We start from the raw sequence: 17,566 nt of genomic DNA on the forward strand, positions 1-17,566 counted from the left end.
GCAGGTACCTATCGAGTCGGGGGAGCGGGCGGAGACTTCGCTCACATCGTATGCGGGGGCCTGGGGCACGCTCACGTCGACTCAGGCGTTGGAGAGGATAGACGCACGGCCAGGCAGGCCGATCCAGGGGAGGGCGCAATGACGGAGAAGACGGGTTTCGGGAAGGCACCGGCGCGGGACCGCAGGAGGTTCCCCGGTATTTCCTCGCGGGCGTACGAGCACCCCGCGGACCGTTCGGCGCTGGTGGCGCTGCGGAAGCTGAGCGGATTCGACACGGTGTTCAAGGCCCTGAGCGGGCTCCTCCCGGAGCGGAGCCTGCGGCTGCTGTTCCTGTCGGAATCGGTGCGGGTGGGCGAGACGCAGTTCCCCCACCTGCACACGATGCTCCGCGACGCCTGTTACATCCTGGACCTGGAGAAGGTCCCCCAGATGTACGTGCAGCAGGACCCGAAGCCCAATGCCATGTGCATCGGCCTCGACGAGCCGATCATCGTGGTGACGACGGGCCTCGTCGAGCTGCTGGACGAGGAGGAGATGCGGGCCGTGGTGGGCCACGAGGTGGGCCACGCCCTCTCCGGTCACGCTGTGTACCGCACGATCCTGCTGTTCCTGACGGGGCTGGCGCTGAAGGTGGCCTGGATTCCCCTGGGCAACGTGGCGATCATGGCGCTGGTGACCGCCCTGCGGGAGTGGTTCCGCAAGTCGGAGCTCTCGGCGGACCGCGCCGGGCTGCTCGCGGGTCAGGATCTGCGGGCCTCGATGCGCGGGCTGATGAAGATCGCGGGAGGCAACCACCTCCACGAGATGAACGTGGACGCCTTCCTCGCCCAGGCCGAGGAGTACGAGTCGAGCGGTGACCTGCGCGATTCCGTACTGAAGATCCTCAACGTGCTGCCCCGGACGCACCCCTTCACCACGGTGCGCGCGGCCGAGCTGAAGAAGTGGGCGGAGAGCCGCGACTACCAGCGGATCATGGACGGCCACTACCCGCGGCGGGACGAGGACAAGGACGCCTCGGTGAGCGACTCGTTCCGGCAGTCGGCCACCCACTACGCCGACGCGGTACGCACCAGCAAGGACCCGCTGATGAAGCTGGTCGGCGACATCGCGGGCGGCACGGCCGACCTGGGCGGCAAGCTGCGCGACAAGTTCACCGGAGCGGGCGCCGGAGCGGCGGCCGGCGGTGGCACGGCCGCCGGCCCCGAGGGCAAGGCAGGGGCTACGGACCAGGGCTGACGGGCGGGTTCTGCGGGGTCGCGGGCGCCGCCAGTACGCCGCACAGCCCGGCCGCGCGCCGCGGGTGGCCGCTCGCGTACGGGTCGCTCGCGGCCGGGCCCACCGTGGTCGGGGCGGCTCCGGCCGGCAGCGGGCGGAACCCCGCGGCCGGGTCGGCCGAGCAGTCCTGCGGTCCGGCCATCACGTACGCCGAGGCCAGTTCGGCCCGGCGCGCGCCCAGGTCGTCCCGGTCGAAGCGCAGCCGCAGTTCGCGCCGGACGGTGAAGAGCGAGGCGCCTTCGGCCAGGGCCGGCGACCCGGTGGCGGGGCGGACGGCGTAGACGAAGGTGTGGTCGGTGGTGACCTCCAGGACGTCGGGAGCCGCCTCTTCGACGTCGAGGGTTCCGCTGACCCGGACCCGGGGGTCCGCCAGGACGGCGGTCGCCGGGTCGAAGCGGACCAGCCAGCCCGTCGCCGCGTGCCGGCCGTCTCCGGAGGGCGAGGCCATGCTCCGGTCGAACTGCGCCAGCTGGTCGGGGTCGAGGAGCACCCGGACCGGACGGGAGACGGTGCCGGCCAGGACATCGGGGTCGAGGGAGGACTGCACCAGGTAGTCCTTGGCGATGGACAGCGCGATGGCCACCTGGCCGTCGGTGAAGTGCGGGGTGCGGCGCACGGCGGGCATGGTGATCCCGACCGCCCCGATGCGGTAGTCCGCCGCGGGGCTCCGCGCGAACAGGTCGGCGGGCCGCCCGCCGGGCACGGGCGTGCCGGGCGCCAGCGGGACGACGGTGCTGGTGAGCGGCTGGGCCACGCCCTCGGGCGGGGGCACGTACGGGTTGCGCAGCCCCATGTAGACCGCGGCGGCGAAGGCCATGGCGATGAACAGCACGAGCAGCCGGCCCTGGCGGGCGCCCCGGCCGGGCGCCCCGCCCCGGGAGCCCGAGGCGCTGCCGGTCGACCAGATGGAGCGGCTGCGTACGGCGCGGGCGTGTTCGCCCATGCGTTCCTGCGCGGAGTACTCCTGGATCCGGGCAGCCCGTACGAAGTCCTCGTCGAACACCACCGACCGGTACTCGTCCGACGGGAACTCTTCGTCGTCGCCGCCGGTGCCCTCGGGGGCGTTGTTGGGCGGGTCTCCTGGAACGGCCATCAGCTTCTCCCCGCTGTCCCCGCTTCAGAGAAGCCCCCGGCTCCGGAGGAAACGCGAGTGGGGTCTACCTTCAGGGTTGGCGGCCGACGGGGTCCATAAACGCACCGGCCCCGCTGACTTCCCCCAATGGGGTACTGGCGGGGGCCGGAGCGGGGTCCGCCTGGCCCGAGGCGCTGCGGTAGACGGCGCTGAAGGCGAGCGCGACCATGCCCAGCCCGAGCACGAAGGCCAGGACCCAGGCGACGGGCCGGAGCCAGGGCGAGCGGCCGCGGTAGGGCCGCAGGCTGCCCCCGTAGGCCCCGTACGGGCCGTCGGAGTAGCCCTGGCGGTCGTGGTCGTGGTCCCAGCCGTGGTCTTCGTACCCGTCGGGGCGGCCGTACCCGTAGGCGTCGTCGTCGGCCGTCCAGCCGCCCGCGACGGCGGCCCGGGCGGCTTCGGCCTCGGCGCGCGCCCGGTCGGCCGCCCGCTGGCGCTCGGCGGCGCTCGGTTCATGGATCTCGGCGTTCCGGACGAAGTCCTCGTCGAACACCACGGAGGCGAAGTCGTGATCCGCGCCTCCGCGGTCGTCGTCGGGCTCCCCGTCGTCCGGGAACGGCTTGCCCCCCACGTCGTCCGGCACAGGACCAGCGTAGACCGGGGGGGCCGCTTTGGGCAGGGCGTACGGCGAATCCGGCCACCCGCTGTGGGAGGTGCGGCTACCGAATGTGACCGTCGCCGGTGACGATGTACTTGGTGGAGGTCAGCTCCGGAAGGCCCATCGGACCCCGGGCGTGCAGCTTCTGGGTGGAGATCCCGATCTCGGCGCCGAAGCCGAACTGGCCACCGTCCGTGAACCGGGTGGAGGCGTTCACGGCGACCGTGGTCGAGTCGACCAGCTGGGTGAAGCGGCGGGCGGCGGCCTGCGAGGTGGTGACGATCGCCTCGGTGTGGCCGGAGGTCCAGCGGCGGATGTGGGCGACCGCGTCGTCCAGGGAATCCACGACGCCGGCCGCGATGTCGTAGGACAGGTACTCGGCGGCCCAGTCCTCGTCGGTCGCGGGCAGGGCGGTGACCTTGCCGTCCCGGGCGGCGGCCAGGACGCGGTCGTCGCCGTGCACGGTCACTCCGGCGTCGGCGAGGGCGTCGAGGGCGAGCGGCAGGAAGGCGTCGGCGATGTCGCGGTGGACCAGGAGGGTCTCGGCGGAGTTGCAGACGGAGGGACGCTGCGCCTTGGAGTTGACGAGGATGTCCACGGCCATGTCCAGGTCGGCCTGCGCGTCGACGTAGACGTGGCAGTTGCCGGTGCCGGTCTCGATGACCGGGACCGTCGACTCCTCGACGACCGTCTTGATGAGGGAGGCTCCGCCGCGCGGGATGAGCACGTCGACCAGGCCGCGGGCCCGCATCAGCTCGCGGACGGACTCGCGGGACTCGCCGGGGACCAGCTGGACGGCGTCGGCGGGCAGCCCGGCGCTTTCGACGGCGTCGCGGAGGACGGCGACGAGGGCGGTGTTGGAGGCGTAGGCGGAGGAGCTGCCGCGCAGGAGGACCGCGTTGCCGGACTTGAGGCAGAGGGCGGCGGCGTCGACGGTGACGTTGGGGCGGGCCTCGTAGATGATGCCGACGACGCCGAGCGGGACCCGGACCTGGCGGAGGTCGATGCCGTTGGGCAGGGTGTTGCCGCGGACGACCTCGCCGACGGGGTCGGGGAGGGCGGCGACGTCCCGCACGTCGGAGGCGATGGCGGCGACGCGCTCCGGGGTGAGGGTGAGGCGGTCGATGACGGTCTCACTGGTGCCGGCGGCCCGTGCCTTGGCGGTGTCGACGGCGTTGGCCTCGACGATCTCGGCCGTACGGGCCTCCAGCGCGTCCGCGACCGCCAGCAGGGCCGCGTCCTTGGCGGACCGCGGGAGTGGGGCGAGGACGGCGGCGGCCGTGCGGGCGGCTCGCGCCGTGGCGAGGACGGGCGAGGTGGCGGTGGCGTCGTCGAGCGAGGTCATGCGGCCAGGGTAAGCCCCGGCCCGGCCGGTCCGGACGGGGTTCCACCCCCCGAGACGGCCTGCGCGCGGCGGCTGCCGGCCCCCGCCGCCGGGACCGCCGCAGGGGGCTCGGACCAGGACGCCGCCGGGACCGCCGCGCGGGGCTCCCCCGGGCACCACGCGACCCGCGGCCGGGACCTCCGCGGGACCGGAAGCTGGCGCCGCTCGGCGCCCGCTGGGGCGGGGTCAGTACGGGTGTACGCCCACCGGGTGGGCCGGGGGCGGGCCGTAGCCCTCCGCCACCCGCTGGTGGTAGGTGGAGCGGTCGATGACCTCCAGCCCGACGATCTCCCAGGGCGGCAGCTGCGCCGACGAGCGGTGCTCGCCCCACAGCCGCAGGGCGACGGCCGCCGCGTCGTGGAGGTCGCGCGCCTCCTCCCAGTAGCGGATCTCGGCGTGGTCGTCGGCGTAGCGGCTCGTCAGCAGGAAGGGGTGGTCGTGGGCGAGCTGCTCCAGCCCGCGCCGGACCGCGGACAACGGCGCCGGCTTGCCGGAGACGCTCAGGGTGACGTGCCACAGGCGGGAGTCGTGGTCCGGCTCCTGCTCGTGCCCGGCGCCCTCACCGTCCCCCGTACCGACGCTGGTCAGCGCTCGTCTCACCAGCCGCCTCCTGTCTCCGCTCCGCGTGTCCACCCGCCTCTCACAGTTGACCAGTCCCCGGCCCCCCGCGCGGCGGTTTTACCGAACCTCAGCCCTGCAGCAGGACCAGATCGTCGCGGTGGACGACCTCCCGCTCGTACGCGGGTCCGAGTTCCCGAGCGAGCTCGCGGGTGGAGCGGCCGAGGAGCTGCGGGAGCTCCTTGGCGTCGAAGTTGACCAGGCCGCGCGCGACCGCCCGGCCCGAGGTGTCGCGGAGCTCCACCGGGTCCCCCGCGATGAAGTCGCCCTCGACGGAGGCGATGCCCGCGGGGAGCAGGGAGCTGCCGCGCTCGGTGACGGCGCGCACCGCGCCGTCGTCCAGTACGAGGTGCCCTTGGGGCGTGGAGGCGTGCTGGAGCCAGAGCAGCCGGTCGCCGGAGCGGCGGCCCGTCGCGTGGAAGTGGGTGCCGGTGGCGCGGCCGGCCAGGGCGTCGGCGGCCTGGCTGGCGGAGGTCAGGACCACGGGGATGCCTGCGGCGGCGGCGATCCGCGCCGCCTCGACCTTGGTGACCATGCCGCCGGTGCCCACGCCCGCCTTTCCGGCGCTGCCGATGGAGACGTGCGCGATGTCGCCGGGGCCGCGGACCTCGTCGATGCGGGTGGTACCGGGCAGGGAGGGGTCACCGTCGTACAGGCCGTCCACGTCGGAGAGCAGGACCAGCAGGTCGGCCCGTACGAGGTGGGCGACGAGGGCGGCCAGGCGGTCGTTGTCGCCGAAGCGGATCTCGTCCGTGGCGACGGTGTCGTTCTCGTTGACGACGGGCAGCGCGCCCATGGCGAGCAGCTGGTCCAGGGTCCGGTAGGCGTTGCGGTAGTGCGCCCGCCGGCTGGTGTCGTCGGTGGTGAGCAGGACCTGGCCGACGCGGATGCCGTAGCGGGCGAAGGAGGCGGTGTAGCGGGCGACGAGCAGGCCCTGTCCGACGCTGGCGGCGGCCTGCTGCCGGGCCAGGTCCTTGGGGCGGCGGCGCAGGCCGAGCGGGGAGAGGCCGGCGGCGATGGCTCCGCTGGAGACGAGGACGATCTCCTTCTCGCCGCCGCCGCGCGCCTTGGCCAGGACGTCCACCAGGGCGTCCACCCGGTCGGCGTCGAGGCCGCCCGCCGCCGTGGTCAGAGAGGAGGAGCCGACCTTGACCACGATCCTGCGGGCGTCCACGACACCTTGCCTAGCCGCTGACACGTGTGTCCCCTTGCCCCTTGCCGAAATGCCTGTGACCTCAATCTACGGGGTGGCCGGGAGCGGCTGCGCGGGGGTTTCAGACCCTGGACGACCCGCCTGGACCGCCCTGCCCGCCCTGACCGCTCCGGCCGTCCCGCCCGGTCCGGCCGTCCTCCCCCGGCCGGCCGGCCGGACCCGTCGCGCCCGTGGGCCCCGCCGGCACCGGTTCCGCTTCCGCCTCCCCGTCCCCGGCGGTGCCCGGGACGAGGATCTTGCGGGAGATCAGGTAGGTGAAGGGGATGGCCACGACCGCGGCGACCAGCGGGGCGATCCGCGTGCCGAGGCCGGCCCAGGTGACCAGGGCGTACAGGCCGACCGACTGGACGACGTAGTTGGTGACGTTGGTCAGGGGGAAGAGCAGGAATTTCTTCCAGCTGGGCCGGGTGCGGTAGGTGAAGTAGGTGTTCATGAAGAACGAGCCGACCATCGCGAGCAGGAAGGCGAGGGTGTAGGCGGCGAAGTACGGCATCCAGGGGTGCAGGAGCAGGTAGAGGAGGTAGAAGGTGCCCGTGTTGACGGCTCCCACCAGGCCGAAGCGGAGGATCTGGCCGAGCTGCTCTCGTCTGCTCATCTGGTGTTGCGCTCCGCGTTGTGCGGGGCGGCCGTCGCCCCGGCGACCGGGCCGGACCTCCCCGGTTCCGCGGTCAGCGCCACGTGCGGGACGGGGTCGGAGCCGTGTGCTTCCTTCACCAGGAAGTGCGGCCTCCGTTTGGTCTCATAGTAGATGCGGCCGATGTACTCGCCGATCAGACCCAGCATGATCATGTGTACGCCGCCGAGGCCCACGATGATCGCCACGAGGGTGACGTACCCGGGCGACTCGACGCCGTTGGTCATCGCCGCGACCGTGATCCACAGGGCGTAGACGGCGGTCAGGGCGACCAGCGACACGCCGAGCCAGATTCCCGTCCGCAGCGGCCGGTTGTTGAAGGAGATCAGGCCGTCCATGCCGTAGTTCAGCAGGGCGCCGAACTTCCACTTCGTCTCGCCGGCCTCGCGCTGCGCGTTGCGGTAGTCGAAGTGGACCGTGTCGAAGCCGATCCAGGAGAACAGGCCCTTGGAGAAGCGGTTGTACTCCGGCAGCGACAGCAGCGCGTCCACGGCCGGGCGCGAGAGCATGCGGAAGTCGCCGACGCCGTCGGTGAGTTCCACGTCCACCCAGCGGTTGACCCCCCGGTAGTAGAGGCGGCTCAGCACGGAGCGGAGCCTCTTGTCCCCCTCGCGCGTCCGGCGGGCGATGATCTGGTCGTGCCCCTGCCGGTGGTGTTCGAGCATGGTGGCGATGAGCTCCGGCGGGTGCTGGAGGTCCGCGTCCATGATCACGACGGCGTCGCCGGTCGACGCGCGCAGGCCGGCGAGCATTCCGGCCTCTTTGCCGAAGTTGCGGCTGAAGGAGACGAAGCGGGTCTGCTCGGCGTGCTCGGCCGCGATCTTCCGGAGCTTTCGGAGGGTGCCGTCACGGCTTCCGTCGTCGACGTAGCAGACCTCGTAATCGACGGGGAGGGCGTCCAGGACCCTGCGGATCTCGACGTCGAAGCTGTCGATGACGGCTTCTTCGTTGAAGCAAGGGACAACTACGGACAGCTTGGTCATGAACACATCCTGCTGGGTCCGAACGGGTGATTGCCGACGACCGGACCTGCCACTCACCTCTTCCCCAGAACCCGCACGCCGAGGGTCGGCCTGCCTGAGTCGAGTGCGGTACGCGGTAGCTTTGACTGAATAAGCGGAATCAGCTGAGCGAAACGAATCGAAGGGATCGAGGTGCACGTGCCCGACGTCTCCGTGGTCGTCATCGTCTACAACGACGCAGAGCGTCTGTCGACAGCAGTCCAGTCGGTTTTGGACCAGACCCTGCACGGGGTCGAGGTCGTGATCGTCGACGACTGCAGCAAGGACAGGTCCTTCACCGTCGCCCAGGAACTGGAAGCCTCGCACCCGGGGAAAGTGCGTGCGTTCCAACTTCCGGAGAACAGTGGGGGCTGCGGCGCCCCGCGCAACCACGGCATCGCGCAGGCCACCGGCACGTACGTCATGTTCCTGGACAGCGACGACGTGCTGGAGCGCAACGCCTGCCGGAACATGCTGGACGCCGCCGAGCGGACCGGCTCCGACCTGGTCTCGGGCATGTGCGTGCGCGTGCACCTCGAAAACCGGTGGGGCAAGACCACCGAGTGGTACCCGTGGATCTACTCGCGGACGCGGACCCTGGAGTCGATCACCGAGTTCCCCGACCTGCTGGTCTACGACACCCTCTCCACGAACAAGTGCTACCGGCGCGCGTTCCTGCTGGAGCAGGGCCTGGAGTTCCCGGTCGGCATCCACTACGAGGACCTGCTGTTCTCGGCGCAGGCGTACGTGGCGGCCCGCCGCATCACGCTGATCCCGAACCACGTCTACTTCTGGAACGTGATCGAGAAGACCTCCGCCAAGTCGATCAGCAACCGGCGCCACGAGATCGCGAACTTCGTCCACCGGATGGAGATCCACCGCCGGGTGGACGAGCTGCTGGCCGCCAAGGGCCACACGGACATCAAGTCCGCGAAGGACGCCAAGTTCCTCAAGCACGACCTGGTGCTGCACCTGCGCGACCTGCCCCTGCTGAGCGACGCGTACCGCCAGGAGTTCGCCCGCCTGGCGAACGGCTACCTCGCCGGGATCGACCGGGCCGCGTACGACAACGTCACGCACCTCCAGGCGATCTGCGCCTACCTGCTCGGCAAGGAGGACTGGGACAACCTGCTCCCGGCCGCCGACGCCATGACGAACAAGGGCCGGCTCTCCTCCCCCCTCGCCGAGCGCGACGGCCGCATCTACTGGTGCGAGCGGCACATCGACGACCCGGACGACACCGAGGCCCGCCGGATACTGGACGTCACCGGGGACGGCTTCCACACCACCCCGCTCGCCTCCCTCCAGCTGGGCAACCGCCTCACCTCCTACGAGGACGACGGGCGCGGCACCGTCACGCTCTCCGGCGCCGTCGTGAACCCGCTGGGCCGCATCCGGCCCGACGCGGAACTGTCGGCGTCGCTGGAATTCCGGGCCCGGCGGCAGATCGGCGTACGTTCGTTCAGCTTCCCGGTGGCAACCGTGCGCCACGCCGGTGACACGATCGAGTGGACCGGCAGCGCCGACATCGGCGGCACCGTCCGCCCGCTCGGCATCATCGACGCCGTGTGGGACGTCCGGCTGCGGCTGAACGCCGGCCGCGACCACGTCACCACCCGCGTGTCGGTCGGCGGGGTCGACCTGGACGCGGCGTCCCGGCTGCGCGTGCGCCCGCGGCTGACCCGGCTGGTCTCCGACCGCTTCGAGCCGGAGGTGACCAAGAAGGGCAACCTCTCCTATGTCCTGACCGCCGAGGGCGCCGCGGCCGTCCGCACCCAGACGCTGATCAACAACGCCATACACGGCAAGGCCGCCGGAGTGGTCAAGCGGGGCCTGCGCAAGGCCCTGCGGACCCGCCGGAACATGGGCTCGGGCGAGCAGAAGGTGAAGCTCTACCACGAGGTCTTCTCGAAGCTGCCGGTCAAGAAGGGCACGGTCGTCTTCGAGAGCCACATGGGCAAGCAGTACAGCGACAGCCCCAAGGCGATCTACGAGGAGATGGTGCGCCAGGGCGTCCCCTTCGAGGCGATCTGGTCGTACGCGGGCGGTAAGCCCACCGGCTTCCCCAAGGAAGCCACCCTGGTCCGGCGCTGGAGCTGGCCCTATCTGCGGGCACTGGCCCAGGCCGAGTTCTGGGTGGACAACCAGGGGTTCCCGCTGGCCCTCGCCAAGCGCCCGGGCACCACGTACATCCAGACCTGGCACGGCTCGGCGCTCAAGCGCATGGGCTTCCACGAGCCCCGCACCAAGGCGCAGGGGCGGGCGGGCCAGGACCGGTTCCAGGCGGCCGTCGACCGCTTCGACCACTTCCTGATCCGCTCGGAGCACGACACCCGCACCCTCGCCAAGGGCTTCCGGCTGCGCGACGAGGTGCTGCTGCGCACCGGCTACCCGCGCAACGACGCCCTCGTCGAGGCGCACCGGTCCGAGGTGCAGAGCGGCGAGCGGGTGCGCGGCCCGCTCGCGGCGGCGCTGGGCATCGCCCCGGAGAAGAAGGTGCTGCTGTACGCGCCGACGTTCCGGGCGAACGCGGACGGCGCCGTGGAGGGCTTCGAGTTCCCCTTCGACGTGGAGGAGTTCGCGGACCGGCTCGGTGACCGCTTCACCCTGCTGGTGCGGACGCACTACCTCAACAGCGTCTCCCTCCCGCCGTCCGTCGCCGGTCGGGTCCTCGACGTGTCCCGGCACCACGACATCACCCCGCTGCTGGCTCTCGCCGACGGTCTGATCACCGACTACTCGTCCGTGATGTTCGACTACTCGGTCCTGGACCGGCCGATGCTGTTCTTCGCCTACGACTACGAGAAGTACGCCACCGACATCCGCGGCACGTACTTCGACCTGAAGGAGAAGGCCCCGGGCCCGGTCGTGGCCACGGCGGACGAGCTGCTGCAGGCGCTCTCCGCCTTCGAGGAGGCGGACGCCAAGTACGCCGAGGCCCGTCAGCGCTTCCTCACCGAGTTCGGCGAGTACGACCGCGGGGACGCCGCGCGCCAGATCGTCGAGAAGTTCTTCACCAGGAGCGGCAAGTGAGCCAGCAGACCGCCACCCCGGGCGGCCGTGACATCTTCCTCGTCTCCAACAACGTCGACGAGCTCGGCGGTGTGACCACCTGGTCGCACCAGATGGCGCGGCTGTTCACCGACCGCGGCCACCGGGTGCACATCGTCGGCATCGCCCCGGTCGCCGAGGAGATCCGGCAGAAGCTGCCGGCGGCCCTGCCGTACGCGACGACGACCCTGTACGCCTCCCAGCCGCCGCCCGCGCGCCGGCTCCAGGGGCTCAAGGGCCGGCTGAACGCGCCCGAGCGGCGCCGCCAGGCGGCCCGGCGCGCGCTGATGCGGACCAAGGCCGAGCAGCTGAGCGAGCTGTTCCGGGCGGCCGCACCGGGCGCCGTCGTGATCGTCACCCAGGTCTGGGCGATGGAGTGGGTGGCGCTCGCCGACACCAAGGGGCTCAGCGTCATCGGCATGAGCCACGAGTCGTTCGAGGCCAGCCAGAAGTCCAGCCGCGGCGACCGGGTCCGCCGCCACTACCGCGAGGTGGACCGGCTGCTGGTGCTGACCGCCGAGGACGCGGACCTGTGGATCCGGGCGGGCATGGAGAACGTCGCCAGCATGCCGAACCCGCTGCCCTTCATGCCGGAGCGGCCCGCTCCGCGCACGGAGAAGGTCGTCGCCAGCGTCGGCCGCCTCGCGTTCGAGAAGGGCGTCGACCTGCTGCTCGACGCGTGGGCGGACGCCGCCCCGCTCCATCCCGAGTGGGTCCTGCGGATCTACGGGGCGGGCGCGGAGGAGCCGGTGCTGCGGGCGCACTGCACCTCGCTGGGGCTGGACGCGTCCGTGGAGTGGATGGGCAGTACCGACGACGTGCTGGGCTCACTGCGCGGGGCCTCGGTCTTCGCACAGGCCTCGCGGGCCGAGGGCTTCCCGATCACGCTGCTGGAGGCGATGGCCACGGGCGTGCCGGCGGCGGCCTTCGACTGCGCGCCGGGCGTACGGGAGATCGTCACGCACGGCGAGGACGGGCTGCTGGCCCGGCTGGGCAACACCATGGAGCTGGCCGGGCACCTGGACGCCCTGATGTCGGACCGCGAACTGCGCGACCGGCTCGGGGAGTCGGCCTTCCGCTCGGTGCGGCGGTACTCCAGCGCCGGGATCACCGACCGGTGGGAGGAGCTGTTCTCCTTCCTGGAGCGCTGACCTTCCCGGAGCGGCGCCCCGCACCGGACACGACGGAGCCGCCCGCCCCCGACACCTCGGGGCGGGCGGCTCCGTACCGACCGGAGGTCAGACCTTGCGGTGGGCCTCCCAGCCGGCCCAGGCGGAGGTGACCATCTCGCGGACGTCGTGGCGGGCCTTCCAGCCCAGCTCGCTGCCGATGCGCTCGGCGGAGGCCACGACCTTCGCCGGGTCGCCGGGGCGGCGCGGGGAGACGACCGGGGCGTAGTCGTGGCCGGTGTTCGCGTTCAGGAGCTCGACCATCTCCCGGACGGAGACGCCCTCGCCGCGCCCGATGTTGACGGTCAGGTCCTTGTAGTCGCCGGCCGCGGCCCACTCGGCGAGCTTGCGGGCCGCCACGACGTGGGCGTCCGCGAGGTCGGCGACGTGGATGTAGTCGCGGACGCAGGTGCCGTCCGGGGTCGCGTAGTCGTCGCCGAAGATCTTGGCGCCCTGGCCGGCGTCGTAGCGCTCGAAGACCATCGGGACCAGGTTGAAGACGCCGGTGTCGGCGAGTTCGGGGGTCGCGGCGCCCGCCACGTTGAAGTAGCGCAGGCAGGCGGTGGAGATGCCGTGCGCCTTGCCGGCGGCGCGGACCAGCCACTCGCCGGCCAGTTTGGTCTCGCCGTACGGGCTCAGCGGCGCGCAGGGGGTGTCCTCGGTGACCAGCTCCACGTCGGGCATGCCGTAGACGGAGGCGGAAGAGGAGAAGAGGACGTTGCGGATGCCCGCGGCGGCCACGGCCTGGAGCAGGACCGTGAGGCCGCCCACGTTCTCGTGGTAGTAGTGCATCGGCTTCTCGACGGACTCGCCGACCTGCTTCTTGCCCGCCAGGTGCACCACGCCGGTGATCCGGTGGTCGGCGATGGTCTTGTCGAGGACCGACCGGTCCAGGACCGAGCCGATCACCAGCGGTACGCCCTCCGGGACACGGTCCGCGTCGCCCGTGGAGAGGTCGTCGAGGACGACGACCTCCTCCCCCGCGAGCAGCATCGCCCGGACGACGTGCGCGCCGATGTAGCCGGCGCCCCCGGTGATCAGAAACGTCATGTGTATCTCCCTGGTCCTGTCCGTGTTCTGGCGCTGAGGTCCTGGTGCCTCAGCCCGACGCGCGGCCCGCCCTGGCCCGGTCGAATCGGTTGCGTACGAGGTACAGCGCGCCCGCGGCGCCCGGTGCGAGGCGCAGGGCCAGCGCTCCGGAGGCCGTGCGGTACGGCTGCGTCAGCAGAACACCGTACCGGCTGCTGGGCAGCGCCCGGCGGCGCAGCAGCGGACCGCGGGGGCGCAGCGGGGTGAGGAGGGAGCTCCCGTCGGCGCACTCCACGCCCACCTCGACGTTCCACGTCTGGAGCCTGCGCAGGCCCTGGGTCCGGCCGGTGGAGGCCAGATCGGCGAGGCGGAAGGGCAGCAGGGCCGTCCAGCCGCCGTCCTCGTGGGGGGTCAGTTCCACCGGTCCGGCGAGCACGGGCTCGCCGCCGGCGCGCGGCAGGAAGCGCAGCTGCGCGGTCCGCGGCACGGCCGCGCCCAGGCGCCCGTACAGGTCGTGCAGGCGCACGCGCACCGCCGTCCTGCCCGCCGGTTCGGCGTCCATGGTCACCGGCAGTGCGGACGTCGGCAGGGCGAGCAGCCCGTCGAGGGGGACGGGGAGCTCCGCGCTCCACACCGGGTTCCCGTCGGCCGCGGCCGCGTACGGGGGCAGCAGCCGGGGCGGCTCGGCGGCGAGGCGGGTGAGCCGCTCGACGTCGGCGGGCGGGGTCTCGGCGGCGCGCAGCACCCGTACGATCCAGCGGGCGTGCGGGGCGGCCGCCTCGACGTCCGCCTCGGTGAAGGTGGCGAGGTACGCGCGGGTCAGGGTCCACCAGGCGCGCTGGTACTCGGGGTCCTTGCCCAGTTCGCGCAGGTACATCCGCAGGTCGTACTCCAGGAACTTCACCTGGCAGGCGCGGCCCAGCTCCGGGGAGGCGTCGGCCAGGATCCGGGAGGCGGCGCGGTGGGCCTCGATCCGGGAGCGCCAGTTGCCGACGTCCTTGCGGTCCAGGGAGATCGACACCCGGGCGGCGGAGCGGCGTACGTGCCAGACGTAGACGAGGTCTGCGGTGACGGCGATGCGGGGGGCCGCGGCGAGGACGCGGGCCGTGAAGACGAAGTCCTCGTAGACGAAGCGGCCGTCGGGGAAGCGCAGGCCGTGCTCGTCGAGGAAGGCACGGTCGTAGAGCTTGTTCACGCAGAGGGTGTCCCGGACGAGGCCGGGCCGGTCGGCCGGGCGCTCGATCACGTCTCCGGGGGTGTGCAGGCCGGGCATCCACGGCACGTCGTGGTGCTGGGGCAGCTCGCGCCGGACCGCCGTGCCGACGGTGACCGGGGCCCGGTGCCGGACGGCCGTGCGCACCAGGGCGTCGGCGGCTCCCGGCGGCAGGACGTCGTCACTGTCGAGGAAGAGGACGTACGGGGCGGTGGCGAGGGCGATCCCGTCGTTGCGGGGGGTGCCGCAGCCCCCGCTGTTCTCCGCCCGGTGCAGGACCTTCAGACGGGGGTGTGCGGCGGCCAGGTCGTCCAGGACCCGCCCGGTGTCGTCGGACGAGGCGTCGTCGACCGCGATGACCTCGGCGACCACCGGGCCCTGGGCGAGGGCCGAGGTGACGGCCTCGCCCACGAGCCCGGCGTCGTTGTACGCGATGACCACGACGGAAACCGTGGGCGTGTTGGTGCTGTTCACCCTGTGGATCCTAGGGGAACGATGTAAAGGCACCTTCAAACCCGAACCGGCTCCCGTCCCGGGAGGTGGGCTAGAACGGCTTGAACTCGTCGTACTCCTTCTGTACGGAGTCCCGCTCGGCTTCCTTCTCCTTGCGGCGCGTGGTCGCCGGGCGCGGGGCCTCCAGGCGGTGGTCCTCACCGCGGCGGCCCAGCATCTCGGCACCGGCCATCATGGTCGGCTCCCAGTCGAAGACGACCGCGTTCTCGTCCGCGCCGATGGCGACGCCGTCACCGGCACGGGCGCCGGCCTTGCGCAGCGCCGCCTCGACGCCGAGGCGGTTGAGGCGGTCCGCGAGGTAGCCGACGGCCTCGTCGATGTTGAAGTCGGTCTGGCGGACCCAGCGCTCCGGCTTCTCGCCGCGCACCCGGTAGACCTCTTCGACCTCGTCGTAGGCGATGGTGAAGCCGCTGTCGTCCACTGCCTTCGGCCGGATGACGATGCGGGTCGCCTCGTCCTTCGGCTTGCGGGCACGCGCCTTGGCGATGACCTCGGCGAGGAAGAAGGACAGCTCCTTGAGGCCCGTGCGGTCGACCGCGGAGACTTCGAAGACCTTGTAGCCGCGGGCCTCGAGGTCCGGGCGGACCATGTCGGCGAGGTCCTTGCCGTCGGGGATGTCGACCTTGTTGAGGACGACGAGGCGCGGACGCTTCTCCAGGCCGCCGCCGTAGATCCGCAGCTCCTCCTCGATGACGTCGAGGTCGGCCAGCGGGTCGCGGTCGGACTCCAGGGTGGCGGTGTCCAGGACGTGCACGAGGATCGAGCAGCGCTCGACGTGGCGCAGGAACTCCAGGCCGAGGCCCTTGCCCTGGCTGGCGCCCGGGATCAGGCCCGGGACGTCGGCGATCGTGTAGACCGTCGAGCCGGCGGTGACCACGCCGAGGTTCGGGACGAGGGTGGTGAAGGGGTAGTCCGCGATCTTCGGCTTGGCGGCGGAGAGCACGGAGATCAGCGAGGACTTGCCCGCGCTGGGGAAGCCGACCAGCGCCACGTCGGCGACGGTCTTCAGCTCCAGGACGACGTCGCCGGCGGTGCCGGGGACGCCGAGGAGCGCGAAGCCGGGCGCCTTGCGGCGCGCGGAGGACAGCGCGGCGTTGCCGAGGCCGCCGCGGCCGCCCTCGGCGGCCACGTACGTGGTGCCCTGGCCGACGAGGTCGGCGAGGACGTTGCCCTCCTTGTCGAGGACGACGGTGCCGTCCGGCACGGGCAGGATCAGGTCCGTGCCGTCCTTGCCGGAGCGGTTGCCGCCCTCGCCCGGCTTGCCGTTGGTGGCCTTGCGGTGGGGACTGAAGTGGTAGTCGAGCAGGGTGGTGACCGCCTGCTCCACCACCAGGATCACGTCGCCGCCACGGCCGCCGTTTCCGCCGTCGGGGCCGCCGAGCGGCTTGAACTTCTCCCGGTGAACGGAGGCGCAGCCGTGGCCCCCGTTACCCGCGGCGACGTGCAGCTCGACGCGGTCCACGAAGGTGGTCATGGTTGTTCCTCCAGATACAGCGGGAATATCCCGGAAAGCCCGGGGGGTAGGCCTTGCTACCCATTAAACGTGTCTATGTGACAACGCGCCGAGGGCGGACCTCTCTTCCCGGCCTGAGCCGGGAAGAGCTGAGATCCGCCCTCGGGAAGTTCAGTACGCCGTGATCAGCAGGAGCTGGATCAGGCGGCCGGAACGATGTTGACGACCTTGCGGCCACGGTGCGTGCCGAACTCGACCGCACCGGCCAGCAGCGCGAACAGCGTGTCGTCGCCGCCACGGCCCACACCCGAACCCGGGTGGAAGTGGGTACCGCGCTGGCGAACGAGGATCTCACCAGCGGAAACGACCTGACCGCCGAAACGCTTCACGCCGAGCCGCTGGGCATTGGAGTCGCGCCCGTTACGGGTGGACGATGCGCCCTTCTTGTGTGCCATGTCTCAGTCCCTCTTACTTCGCAGCCGTGGGGATACCGGTGACCTTGATCGCCGTGTACTGCTGGCGGTGACCCTGGCGACGGCGGTAGCCGGTCTTGTTCTTGTACCGCAGGATGTCGATCTTGGCACCCTTGTGGTGGTCCACGATCTCGACCTGGACCTTGATCCCGGCGAGCACCCACGGGTCGCTGGTCACGGCTTCGCCGTCGACAACGAGCAGGGTCGAGAGCTCGACCGTGTCGCCGACCTTGGCAGTGGGAATCTTGTCAACTTCAACGATGTCACCAACAGCAACCTTGTGCTGGCGACCACCGCTGCGCACGATGGCGTACACGCGGATCTCTCTCTCGCTCGATTCGGGAACCCCTGAAGCCAGCCGGCCCCGCGAAGAAACCGCAGGCCGGCCTCTCCCCGACCGCGAGGCGGTCCGGGAGGTGAGGTGCTCAGTGGATGGCGGGCACATAGACACGCCAGCGGCCCAGGTTACGGGCCCGGCTCTGAGGGGTCAAACCGGGACCTGATCACCCGGCCGGCCGACACCCGTCCCGCCGCCCGGCGCGACCCCGCGGCCGGACGGGACGGCTCCGCTCGGGGCCGCGGGGGCCGCGGAACCACCCCGGGGGACGCGGAGGGGCGCCGGGACGTCCCCGGGCCCGGCGGGGGCCGCGGGGGCCTCCTCCGGGCCACTGGGGCCGTACGGGCGGGACGGGCGCGCGGGGCCGTGCGCGGGCCCGTACCGGGGTCGCCCGTACGGAAACGGCCCGGCCTATGAGCGACAAGGGAACCACCGGCACCCAGGGCCCCCAGGGAACCAAGGGCCCGAAGGGCGAC

14 protein-coding genes and 1 pseudogene are annotated in these 17,566 nt (G+C 71.9%); 3 read left to right on the forward strand and 12 right to left on the reverse strand.

The window, feature by feature from the left end:
• Positions 1–138: 138 nt before the first annotated feature.
• A complete protein-coding gene (locus ABT106_RS06245) occupies positions 139–1,236 on the forward strand; it encodes a M48 family metallopeptidase (RefSeq protein ID WP_351273032.1) in 1,098 nt (365 codons plus the stop codon).
• Here ABT106_RS06245 and ABT106_RS06250 read toward each other — a convergent pair.
• The 7 genes and pseudogenes from ABT106_RS06250 to ABT106_RS06280 form a co-directional block, all read right to left on the reverse strand.
• Positions 1,220–2,368, reverse strand: a complete 1,149-nt coding sequence (locus ABT106_RS06250; RefSeq protein ID WP_351273035.1) for an SCO2583 family membrane protein — start codon at positions 2,366–2,368, stop codon at positions 1,220–1,222. The two genes, ABT106_RS06245 and ABT106_RS06250, sit on opposite strands and share 17 nt — an antisense overlap.
• Before the next feature lie 70 nt (positions 2,369–2,438).
• The gene (locus ABT106_RS06255; protein ID WP_351273037.1) at positions 2,439–2,987 is read right to left on the reverse strand and encodes an SCO2584 family spore wall biosynthesis protein; all 549 of its coding nucleotides are present in this window, start codon (positions 2,985–2,987) and stop codon (positions 2,439–2,441) included.
• Positions 2,988–3,063: 76 nt separating this feature from the next.
• Positions 3,064–4,347, reverse strand: a complete 1,284-nt coding sequence (locus tag ABT106_RS06260; protein ID WP_351273040.1) for a glutamate-5-semialdehyde dehydrogenase — start codon at positions 4,345–4,347, stop codon at positions 3,064–3,066.
• Positions 4,348–4,572: 225 nt separating this feature from the next.
• Positions 4,573–4,986, reverse strand: a complete 414-nt coding sequence (locus ABT106_RS06265) for a DUF8830 family protein (protein ID WP_502979234.1) — start codon at positions 4,984–4,986, stop codon at positions 4,573–4,575.
• An 88-nt stretch (positions 4,987–5,074) separates the two neighbouring features.
• Positions 5,075–6,202, reverse strand: a complete 1,128-nt coding sequence (gene proB / locus ABT106_RS06270) for a glutamate 5-kinase (protein WP_351273042.1) — start codon at positions 6,200–6,202, stop codon at positions 5,075–5,077.
• A gap of 202 nt (positions 6,203–6,404) precedes the next feature.
• Positions 6,405–6,812: pseudogene (locus ABT106_RS06275) on the reverse strand (GtrA family protein); the annotation flags it as partial.
• Complete coding sequence (locus ABT106_RS06280; RefSeq protein ID WP_351273047.1) at positions 6,809–7,834, reverse strand: glycosyltransferase family 2 protein; 1,026 nt, start codon at positions 7,832–7,834, stop codon at positions 6,809–6,811. The pseudogene ABT106_RS06275 and the gene ABT106_RS06280, both read right to left, overlap by 4 nt.
• Before the next feature lie 171 nt (positions 7,835–8,005).
• Between ABT106_RS06280 and ABT106_RS06285 the strand changes: the two genes are divergently transcribed.
• The gene (locus ABT106_RS06285; RefSeq protein WP_351273049.1) at positions 8,006–10,885 is read left to right on the forward strand and encodes a bifunctional glycosyltransferase/CDP-glycerol:glycerophosphate glycerophosphotransferase; all 2,880 of its coding nucleotides are present in this window, start codon (positions 8,006–8,008) and stop codon (positions 10,883–10,885) included.
• On the forward strand, positions 10,882–12,054 hold the full coding sequence (locus ABT106_RS06290) for a glycosyltransferase (RefSeq protein WP_351273051.1): 1,173 nt from the start codon (positions 10,882–10,884) through the stop codon (positions 12,052–12,054). Before ABT106_RS06285 ends, ABT106_RS06290 begins: the two co-directional genes overlap by 4 nt.
• Positions 12,055–12,141: 87 nt before the next feature.
• Here the strand turns inward: ABT106_RS06290 and galE are convergent, their stop codons facing one another.
• From galE to rplU, 5 genes are all read right to left on the reverse strand, one after another.
• On the reverse strand, positions 12,142–13,122 hold the full coding sequence (gene galE / locus ABT106_RS06295) for a UDP-glucose 4-epimerase GalE (RefSeq protein WP_351273054.1): 981 nt from the start codon (positions 13,120–13,122) through the stop codon (positions 12,142–12,144).
• Positions 13,123–13,171: 49 nt separating this feature from the next.
• Positions 13,172–14,788, reverse strand: a complete 1,617-nt coding sequence (locus ABT106_RS06300; protein ID WP_351273056.1) for a glycosyltransferase family 2 protein — start codon at positions 14,786–14,788, stop codon at positions 13,172–13,174.
• Positions 14,789–14,858: 70 nt separating this feature from the next.
• Positions 14,859–16,301 (reverse strand): GTPase ObgE, encoded by a 1,443-nt coding sequence (gene obgE, locus ABT106_RS06305; protein WP_267841591.1) that lies wholly within the window; start codon positions 16,299–16,301, stop codon positions 14,859–14,861.
• 179 nt (positions 16,302–16,480) lie between these two features.
• Complete coding sequence (gene rpmA / locus ABT106_RS06310; protein WP_351273059.1) at positions 16,481–16,735, reverse strand: 50S ribosomal protein L27; 255 nt, start codon at positions 16,733–16,735, stop codon at positions 16,481–16,483.
• A gap of 13 nt (positions 16,736–16,748) precedes the next feature.
• A complete protein-coding gene (gene rplU / locus ABT106_RS06315; protein ID WP_351273061.1) occupies positions 16,749–17,069 on the reverse strand; it encodes a 50S ribosomal protein L21 in 321 nt (106 codons plus the stop codon).
• Between the last annotated feature and the right edge of the window lie 497 nt (positions 17,070–17,566).

This window comes from Streptomyces sp. NPDC002044, assembly GCF_040296725.1.
GTDB classification, from domain to species: Bacteria; Actinomycetota; Actinomycetes; order Streptomycetales; family Streptomycetaceae; genus Streptomyces; species Streptomyces antarcticus.

What these genes read in the sequence shown, in the direction of transcription:
- ABT106_RS06245 (WP_351273032.1), top strand. Translation starts at nt 139, where the DNA reads ATGACGGAGAAGACGGGTTTCGGGAAGGCACCGGCGCGGGACCGCAGG.
- ABT106_RS06250 (WP_351273035.1), bottom strand. Translation starts at nt 2,368, where the DNA reads ATGGCCGTTCCAGGAGACCCGCCCAACAACGCCCCCGAGGGCACCGGC.
- ABT106_RS06260 (WP_351273040.1), bottom strand. Translation starts at nt 4,347, where the DNA reads ATGACCTCGCTCGACGACGCCACCGCCACCTCGCCCGTCCTCGCCACG.
- ABT106_RS06280 (WP_351273047.1), bottom strand. Translation starts at nt 7,834, where the DNA reads ATGACCAAGCTGTCCGTAGTTGTCCCTTGCTTCAACGAAGAAGCCGTC.
- galE (WP_351273054.1), bottom strand. Translation starts at nt 13,122, where the DNA reads ATGACGTTTCTGATCACCGGGGGCGCCGGCTACATCGGCGCGCACGTC.
- obgE (WP_267841591.1), bottom strand. Translation starts at nt 16,301, where the DNA reads ATGACCACCTTCGTGGACCGCGTCGAGCTGCACGTCGCCGCGGGTAAC.
- rpmA (WP_351273059.1), bottom strand. Translation starts at nt 16,735, where the DNA reads ATGGCACACAAGAAGGGCGCATCGTCCACCCGTAACGGGCGCGACTCC.